This is a genomic window from Hyunsoonleella flava (assembly GCF_004310325.1).
Classification (GTDB): Bacteria; Bacteroidota; Bacteroidia; order Flavobacteriales; family Flavobacteriaceae; genus Jejuia; species Jejuia flava.
This window is the reverse complement of the sequence record NZ_SIRT01000055.1, coordinates 1-304: the sequence shown is the minus strand read 5'-3', so window position 1 is coordinate 304 and position 304 is coordinate 1. Positions and strand designations below refer to the sequence as shown.

The 304-nt window shown below is 33.2% G+C and carries 1 protein-coding gene; it reads right to left on the bottom strand.

Going from position 1 to position 304, the window contains the following annotated elements:
- Positions 1–104: 104 nt before the first annotated feature.
- The coding region (locus EYD45_RS16620; protein ID WP_130965781.1) for an FG-GAP repeat domain-containing protein at positions 105–304 on the bottom strand (200 nt) is incomplete at its 5' end.

The following is a 304-nucleotide window of genomic DNA, read 5'->3' as shown; positions in this document are numbered from 1 at the left end:
AATTTTCCACCATCATTTCTATACAAATTATCGGTTTCTATATCTGTCACCCTATCCATACGCATCTTATAATGATAGCTATTGTATTCAAATGGGGTAATGGGTTAGTTAGCAACATACACATCAAGATCACCATCATTATCGAAATCAAAAAATGTAGCATCAACACTATTACCGGCATCATCTAAACCAAAATTAGATGCCTGTTCTTTGAACGTATTATCACCTTGATTGATGAAAAGCTGATTTTTTTTATTTCCAGACTGTCCAGCAACTAAGCAATAAATATCGATAAAACCATCTC